Annotated in this window: 7 protein-coding genes and 2 pseudogenes; 7 read left to right on the top strand and 2 right to left on the bottom strand. The window is 69.9% G+C overall.

The annotated features are described in order from the left end of the window. Window positions 1–103: 103 nt before the first annotated feature. Window positions 104–247 (top strand): annotated as a pseudogene (locus ACZ514_RS32115) (DUF3052 family protein); the annotation flags it as partial. Window positions 248–271: 24 nt separating this feature from the next. Here the strand turns inward: ACZ514_RS32115 and ACZ514_RS32120 are convergent. Together ACZ514_RS32120 and ACZ514_RS32125 are read right to left on the bottom strand one after the other, a co-directional pair. Continuing rightward, on the bottom strand, window positions 272–1438 hold the full coding sequence (locus ACZ514_RS32120) for an aminotransferase class I/II-fold pyridoxal phosphate-dependent enzyme (RefSeq protein ID WP_469126324.1): 1167 nt from the start codon (window positions 1436–1438) through the stop codon (window positions 272–274). Window positions 1439–1653: 215 nt separating this feature from the next. Further along, complete coding sequence (locus ACZ514_RS32125) at window positions 1654–1908, bottom strand: hypothetical protein (RefSeq protein WP_469126325.1); 255 nt, start codon at window positions 1906–1908, stop codon at window positions 1654–1656. Between the two features lie 236 nt (window positions 1909–2144). Between ACZ514_RS32125 and ACZ514_RS32130 the strand changes: the two genes are divergently transcribed. The 6 genes and pseudogenes from ACZ514_RS32130 to ACZ514_RS32155 all read left to right on the top strand — a co-directional run bounded on the left by ACZ514_RS32130 (window position 2145) and on the right by ACZ514_RS32155 (window position 7551). Further along, window positions 2145–2678 carry a hypothetical protein gene (locus tag ACZ514_RS32130; RefSeq protein ID WP_469126326.1) on the top strand — a complete coding sequence of 178 codons (534 nt, stop codon included), beginning with the start codon at window positions 2145–2147 and terminating at the stop codon, window positions 2676–2678. Window positions 2679–3178: 500 nt separating this feature from the next. Beyond that, on the top strand, window positions 3179–3523 hold the full coding sequence (locus tag ACZ514_RS32135; protein WP_469126327.1) for a hypothetical protein: 345 nt from the start codon (window positions 3179–3181) through the stop codon (window positions 3521–3523). Window positions 3524–4022: 499 nt separating this feature from the next. Further along, window positions 4023–4493: a hypothetical protein gene (locus tag ACZ514_RS32140; RefSeq protein ID WP_469126328.1), complete on the top strand. Its 471-nt coding sequence runs from the start codon at window positions 4023–4025 to the stop codon at window positions 4491–4493. 729 nt (window positions 4494–5222) lie between these two features. Then, window positions 5223–5468: pseudogene (locus tag ACZ514_RS32145) on the top strand (hypothetical protein); the annotation flags it as partial. Window positions 5469–5712: 244 nt separating this feature from the next. After that, window positions 5713–6378 carry a hypothetical protein gene (locus ACZ514_RS32150; protein WP_469126329.1) on the top strand — a complete coding sequence of 222 codons (666 nt, stop codon included), beginning with the start codon at window positions 5713–5715 and terminating at the stop codon, window positions 6376–6378. A 657-nt stretch (window positions 6379–7035) separates the two neighbouring features. Then, window positions 7036–7551, top strand: coding sequence for an RICIN domain-containing protein (locus tag ACZ514_RS32155; RefSeq protein ID WP_468474420.1), 516 nt, complete (start codon window positions 7036–7038; stop codon window positions 7549–7551). The last annotated feature ends 146 nt before the right edge of the window (window positions 7552–7697 follow it).

Genomic DNA, 7697 nt, shown 5'->3' on the forward strand with positions numbered 1-7697 from the left:
GATCTCCAACACCAAAACCCAACGCGACAAACTCACCACCGACCAACACGCCGCCCTCGCGCAGCTGGGCGTCGACTGGGCGTGACAGGCTGCCCCCAAAACAGGGCGCGAGGGGCACCTCGAGCCCTCCGGCATAGCCGAAGCTGTCCCCCTCGCGGACCTCGCCCAGACCGCCTCCACCAGCGTCAGCCAGGACTGGACCGGCACCTGCCTCGTCGCCCCCAAGACCGCCAACGCCCAGCGCTGAGCCCCCACTGGCGGTGACGCTCTGTCAGGCGCGCCAGTTGACAGCCGTGATCCGTTTCACTGCCTCGGCGATGGTGGTGTCGTCGGCGCATACGGTCAGGCGCAGGAAGCCCTCGCCGCCGGGACCGAAGCCGGTGCCGGGAATGCCGAGTACGCCGGCTTCGGTGAGCAGGCGCTTGGCGAAGGTCTCGCTGTCCAGCCCGGCGGGCGTGCGGACGAGGCAGTAGAAGGTGGCCTGGGGTCGCAGGACGTCGAGGCCCGCGGCCTCCAGCCCGTCGCAGAGCAGCCGCATGCGTCCGGCGTACACGGCGCGCAGGTGGTCGGGGTAGCCGGTGGTGTCGGTGAGGGCGGCGACGGCGGCGTGCTGGACCGCGGCGAAGGTGCCCGAGTCGGTATGTGTTTTGACCTCGCGCAACGCTGCGATCACGTCGGTGTTCCCGGCGGCGAAACCGACTCGCCAGCCGGGCATGTTGTAGGTCTTGGACAGCGAGTGGAACTCCACACCGCAATCCATCGCTCCCGGTGCTTCCAGGAACGAGGGCGGTGGTTCGCAGCCGTAGTAGATCTCACTGTAGGCGGCGTCCGAGGCGACCGTGATCCCGTACCGGAGGGCGAAGGCGGCCAGCTCCGCGTAGAAATCACTGGTGGCGAGCGCGGCGGTGGGGTTGTTGGGGTAGCAGACCCACAGCAGCCGCGCTCGCGCGGCGACGGCGGGCGGGATCGCGGCGAGGTCGGGCAGGAATCCGTTCTCCTCGCGCAGTGGCATCGTGACGACCTCGGCTCCGCAGAACCGGGCCCAGGTCGCGTAGACGGGATACGCCGGGTCGGGCACCAGCACCACGTCGCCCGGCTCCACGCAGGCCAGCGCCAGGTGTGCCATGGCCTCTTTGCTGCCGAGGGTGACCAGTACCTCGGTGCCGGGGTCCGACGTGACCCCGAAGCGGCGCGCAAGGTAGGCGGCGGCGGCCCGACGCAGGGCCGGTGTGCCTTCGTACGGGGGGTAGCGGTGCGCCCAGACCTCGTCTGCCGCTTCTTGGAGGGCAATCACGATGTGCGGTGGGGCGGGCAGGTCGCAGTCCCCGACGCCGAGCGGGATGACATCGTTCCCCTCTCCTTTCGCCTCTGCGCGGCAGCGGTCGATGAAGGAGAACAGGTAGTCGTCCGCTTCCCGAAGCCGGCTCGCTCGGCGCATCGTCGCCACAGTCCTTCCATCGTGTCGGGTCTGAGCGGAGTCTGGCCGATTCGCGCGCTGTGCTGCCGAATTTCCGCTGTCATTGGCCGGAAAGTTCGTGGCCGCAGCCGAGAAGGCCCGTGCGCCGAGACCGGGCGGAGACCGGGGCGCCTCAGACGGCGGGCACTGCCGCGCCGTCGTACCGCCCCGCGCCACCGCGAACGCGCACGCGCCGGTCAGCCAGCCGTGCCGACCTGGAGCACCAGGAGGTCGTACACGCGGCCTCCGGAGTCGTTGGGACACGCCCCGCGCAGGAGCGCGGCCCTCGGGCGGCCGAACCGGCCGTCGTACGCGTGCCAGGCCGTCGACGACGGCATGTGGCCGCCGCTGCCCACGTCGAAGTACACCGGGCCCGGCTCACTGCCGTCCTCCAGCAGCACCCCCACCGCACCCTCGTGCGCAGCCCCCAGGTCCCTCAGCGTCTGATCCACGGCTCCCCACCCTCTTTCCCGTCGTACGGCGTGCTGGCCGGCCCCGGCGCCGGCCGGTTCCAGCGTGCCGCACCCACCCGGCCGACGACGCGGATCCGGGGAGAACGCCACCCTCCAAGGGGGCGCCCGGCTCGGAAATTCTCGGGTCTCGCACGGCGATCCGTCGCGTGTCGCGGTGGAGCGCTGTGGTCGATGCCGGTGCACTGCGGTGGTCAACGGGCGTAGCGTGGTGGGGTATGAGTGAGGTTGTGGAAGCCAGGGGTCCGAAGGTTCCGCCGAGTTATCCGCCGAAGTCGCCGCCGCCGCAGAAGAAGCCGGTGGAGGCGCCGCAGCCGGCGACGAAGCCGAAGTCGCTCACCGGGGTGCCGCCCCGGCTGGTCGTCACCAGCCGGCGGGCCAGGGTGTTGGCGTTCCGTGCGGACCAGTGGGCGGCGAAGAAGGCCGCCGGGCAGGCTGCGCTGGCCGTCGCCGAGTGGGACTACCCGCTGCTGGACGAACACGACTTCCTCAAGTCCGTGCACGGCCTGGTCTGCGCGGCCGTGGCAGCCGGCGGGAAGCGGGTCAGCGTCCACCTCGCCGACCAGGACGCGAAGGTTCTCGTCATGGTCCTCAACCATCAGATTGACGAGCAGGACGCCGTGCGCCAGGTACCGGCGGAGGTGGCGGTACTGCGCACCGTGGAAGCCTGCGGCTCCCACACCGACCACGACGGCCACGCCTGGTGGGCCCTCCTCAACGCCCAACCCCGACCGAAGAAACGCCTTGCCTAGCACCAGACGCAGGACATCAGGGCACAACCCTGTCGGCCTCAGGAGCGGGGGTGGATGCTGCCGACCGGGGCGGTGCCCCGGCGACGTGTGACGGCAGCCGGGAACCTGCCCGCGGTCGGCAGCGCCATGGGGGCCGGGAGCGGCCGGTCCGAAGGCGACTTCCCGCACTGCCTATTGCACCCCTCCACTGGCTCGGGCCTGACGCTGACACGCTGGCTCGAGTGTGGGCCCCACCTGGACAGACCGATTGTGAACAGGCACGCCCATGACAGCCGGGCAGCCGAGGAACGGCGGCTGCCCGGCCAGGCCGAGCCGAGCCGAAGGGCCTGAAGCAGCTATGGGGACCCCAGCGGCCGGCCGCACAAGCACTCGCGGGTCATCCACCGCCCTCCCTCAACCAGCCTACGTCGGCGTGCGTCCGGTGACGGGGCCTCACAGGATCAGGAAGTACGCCCCGCGACCCCAGCGGGCCTCGTACCTCCCCGAAAGGAAGAACACCTGTGCACTACCTCCAGCGTGCCGCCGCAGCAACAGCCCTCGCCAGCCTCATCGGCCTCGGCCTCACCGCCCCCACCGCCGCAGCAGCAACCGCCCAAAACGCGTCCGTAACGACCACCGCCAAGGACACCGAATGCGAGCACAAGCTCGCGGAAGCCCGCGCTGATCTCTCCCACGCGCTTGTCGTGACATTGTGCGCGAACCAGAACCAGATCTGCACCAGCGAGGGCAACCCCCTCCTCCAACTGGACCTCAGCACACTCTCCCTCAAGGACATCGGAGTCCTGAAGGATCTGGTCACGAACCCTCGGGAGCTCGCGAAGATCAAGGCGATCATCTGCACCTGAAACCCGAAGCCACCAGGCACCCCCGCGCGGGTGGAGGTCAGAAGCCTCTCAGCCGAACCCGCCACAGAGCCAGCTGATGCGAACCGTCCCTCCAGCAGTACCTGGAGCGGAAAGGCGGTGGCACACCGGGATGCTCCCATGTCGAATCTCCTCGCCCGGGGGTTCGCCGCCCGGCTGGCCGGCGGGCCCTCGGAGGAGGAGTGGAAAGCGAAGCTGGCCGCCTACGGCACCGACTACATGTCCATGGGCGCCGCCGACATCCAACGCAGGGTCGCGGGCGAACTCGTCGTGGTGCAGCAGCTCGAGACGCCCCGGCTGTGGTCGGCGGCCGCCCGGCTGATAACCCTGTACGCCAAGACCTTCCCCGGCAGCGACGGCAGCGCGGCCGTGCGCTGGTACCGGATGGCCGCGACCGCCGCCGACCAGTCCGCCGCCCCTGCGGTCCGGGTGTGGGTGCGGGGCCGCCATCGCCTTCGGGTACGAAGGCGCCTCGCTGGGGGTGGCGGACGTCCTCGCGGACCAGGCGCTGGCCCTGGCCGGCGACCAGCCGTCGCTGGGGCTGCTGAACGCCGTCTACGGCAAAGCCCACGCCGCCGCGCTGCGCGGCGACCGGACCACCGCCCTGGCCCTGGATGAGCGGGGCCGGCGCATCTTCGATGCGGCCGGATCGCATGAGCAGACCTCCGACTACGCCGTGCCCTGGTGGCGGCTGAACGTCTTCCGCTCGCTGCTCCTCGCCCGCCTCGGCGAAGAACACGCCGCGACCAACGCGCAGGACCAGGCGCTGGCCGAATTCCCCGCGGCCCTGCCCCGCTTCGCCACCCACCTGCAACTGCACCAGGCGCTCATGCTCACCCGCTCCGGCGACAAGACGGACGGCATCGCCCACGCCACCGCCGCCATGAACGCCCTGCCCCCGGAAAAGCACAGCCTCACCCTGCGCATGCTGGTGGACGAGATCCACGGCTGAACCTCCCCAGCGCCCGACAACCGAGCCGCAGCCGCCGACGCGGCCGGGGTCCGTGAGTGGCACGCGCGGGGGTTCACCGCGACGGGCCAGTCCGGGCCCGTCACCGAAGCGGGTGCCCGAGCCCAGAAGGCGGTCCCGGTGGACCGCTCCGACGCGCTTGGCCCCGCTGACCAGACGACACACCGCGCCCGGTTCAGCCCCGCACCAGCAGCGTTCGCCCAGCGCCCACATCTCGTACTCCTCCTCCACCTGCCGAGCCTCCTCGACCCGCGCCCGGATCGCCGTCAGCGAGTCCTCACCCGGCCCCAGCTTCCGCAGCCTGGCCAGATGGGTCAGGCCGGAGCACCTCGGTGTGCCGGCCATGGGCCCGCACGCCTCGCCGGCGTCCGCCCCGCAGACCACGCAGGGCCGGACCTCCATCGCCTCCAGCAGGTCACTTTCGAGCGGCTGGGCAGGGCGCCTGGCGATGGACCGGACCCGCCCCGGCGCTAACCGGCTCGCCAGGAAGTCCACCGGGTCGAGCGTCCACCCGGTCCTCTTCCCGCTGCCGGGCCTCCCGCTCGCGTTCCTCGCGCGCCCACCTCTCGCGCTGCTCACGCGCGTGTTCATCGACCTGCCACGCCGACCAGCGTTCCACGGCCACCGCTCTCCCGCCTGCTCTGCACTGACACCTGAACAAACGATGTCCGCCCTGGCAGGTGTGCACGCCCGGCGCATCGACGCGAACACCGCCGCGTACACCGCGCCTTCCTCGCCTCCGTACGCCTCCTCGGCGAAGGCGTCGACATCACCAGCGAGCGGGGCGTGGAAGCGATCCGCTTCACCGACACCCGCGGCTCCCAGGCCGAGATCGTCCAGAACATCGGCCGCGCCCTCCGCCTCAACCGCAACGACACCACGAAGATCGCCCGCATCATCGAGCCCGTCTTCCTGGAGGCTGGCGAGGACCCGAAGGACATGGTTGCCTCAGCGAGCTCCGTGGCTCTGACGTCGGCATACGCTGCGAGACCGTCGTGTCCTGCGTGGAACTGGCGACGGCCCGTCTGGCGCTGGGGTGACGGCAGCGTGCAGGACGCTGTGCGCTGGCGGCGCGGTGGAACGGGGAGCTGCCCGAGTGGTGGCGCAACGACATCAGCAGTCCACAGAACGTCGACGATGTCGCGGCTGGGTGGGGCTTTGTCTAGGCACGCTGCTGCCCTTGAGTTAGCGTGCTGCAGGGGTGCTGATGACAGATATACCGGGTGCACGCGAAGAGCTGGAGCGGCTGGGTCTGTTCATGCACGTGCAGGTGCGTGAACTGGTGTCCCGCCTGACGCCGGAAGCAAGGGTCTCTCCGCAGGAGTTGGGAGTGCCCTCCGTCTCTGACTGGCATGAGCCGCTTCAGTTTCACCACACGATGACCTTCCGTGGTGCCAGGCCTGAATCCGTGTCTCCCGCGGAGATGGGACAGCGGGCGGCGAAAGCTCTGGCCGCCGCGGGCTGGGCTGTGGAGGAAGAGGTCACCGAGGCACACTTCATCACCGGCAGGTACGACGGCGTCGTTGTCCAGGTGCGGATCTCCAAGATTTCCAACGTGGTGCTCTACCAGGCGAAAACCCCGTCATTGGCCTTTCGCACGGCTGAAGTTATGGTCAAGCCCGACCCCGTGCGGACACCCGACACGCTCAGGCCGGGGTATGTGCTGTGCTACGAGTGCGATGGCCTGGGCTGGTGTTCGTCGTGCTGGGGACGTAGCTGGATACCGGACGTCGAGCGGGGGCGGCGAAGGTGTCCGGAGTGCCATCAGGACCGGGTGTGCCCGATCTGCCGTGGTGCCGGCGAAAAGCACGCGGCCACCCTGCAGTACTACGAACGCGGCTACTATCCCGGGCTTTCCGGGGAGTGACCTGTCTGCCAGGCTCCATACGAGTCTGGGGGCGGCAGGCCTGGTGACTTTCCGTTGCAACGGCCTCCCCTCGTGTTGCCTCCGTTGCCCCGGTCAGGGCGGCCTTGAGGAATATCGCGAGCGTCAGCAGGCAACGGGCGCAGCCACGTCCCGTGCTCTTCCCAGTGCCGGCCGACTGGGAACTGTCGGGACCTGGAGGGGGAGGTGGGGCGTCTGGGTGGGGTGCGGGTGGAGCGGGAGATCGTCCAGGACACCCTCGCCCGTGCCCTGATCGACGCGGGGGACACCTCGCGCGGCCGCCCTGCTCCACGAGCAGGTCACCGCCCGCCGTCATCACATGTACGAAGACCCCCCCGTTTCCGCGAGAGCGATGAAAGATCTCCAGCATGGCCGCCCGGGCGGGCCCGGCTGCCGCGAGCCCGGCCTTCGGCCGCTCCGCAGCTCCGCTTCGCCTTCCGGGCCGGGGGCGGCGTCGGCTGTGCGGGCCGCGCGCGGGGGCCAGGCCCGGGTGCTCGCCAGCAGCGCCGTCTGCCGATCGGAGCCGGCGTAGTCGGCAACGACCGACGCATGAGACGCCTTGGTGACCGCGTCAAGATCAAGTATGGTCAGCGTCGATTTCGTGTGGGCCGTGACCGGCCCTATGAGGGGGATTTCTTCGTGCGCCTGAACATCATCAAGTCCGTCCGCCGCGCCCTGGGCGCAGCCGTCGGCGCCGTGCTCATCTCCGTTGCCCTGCCCGCCTCCCCCGCCGCCGCCGTGGACCTGTCCAAGTGGGACCTGCTGCTCAACCTCAACAGCAGGCTGTGCCTGGAAGTGAGCGGCTGGTCCACCGCCAACGGCGCCGGGGTCGCCCAGTGGGACTGCCATGGCGGCGCCAACCAGCAGTGGTACGGGGCCGCTTACGGAAACGCCAGGCTCATCTACAACGCCCAAAGCGGCAAGTGCCTCGAAGTCAAGGGCTGGTCCACCGCCAACGGCGCAGCTATCGACCAGTGGGACTGCCACGGGGGCGCCAACCAGCTGTGGCAGCTGCGCGCCACGAGCGACTACACGGTGGCCCTGGTCAACGTGAACAGCGGAAAATGCCTGGAGATCGGCGGCTGGCGCACCGACAACGGTGCCCCGGCCACCCAGTGGGACTGCCACTGGAGCGAAAACCAGCGTTGGTACTAGGTTCTGTCGTCAAATGTCACGCCCACATCAGGAGTGAGGCGAGGGTGACGGCTAGGTTGTGTCCGGCGGATCATTCGCGGAGCCAGAGTCTGATGGCTGCTGTGGTGATGGTGCCGTGGAAAACGTAGGCGCGTTTGTCGTAGCGG

Source organism: Streptomyces sp. NPDC034086 (genome assembly GCF_055575515.1).

Coding starts and splice junctions, on each gene's coding strand:
- ACZ514_RS32120 (WP_469126324.1), bottom strand. CDS start 1,438: ATGCGCCGAGCGAGCCGGCTTCGGGAAGCGGACGACTACCTGTTCTCC.
- ACZ514_RS32130 (WP_469126326.1), top strand. CDS start 2,145: ATGAGTGAGGTTGTGGAAGCCAGGGGTCCGAAGGTTCCGCCGAGTTAT.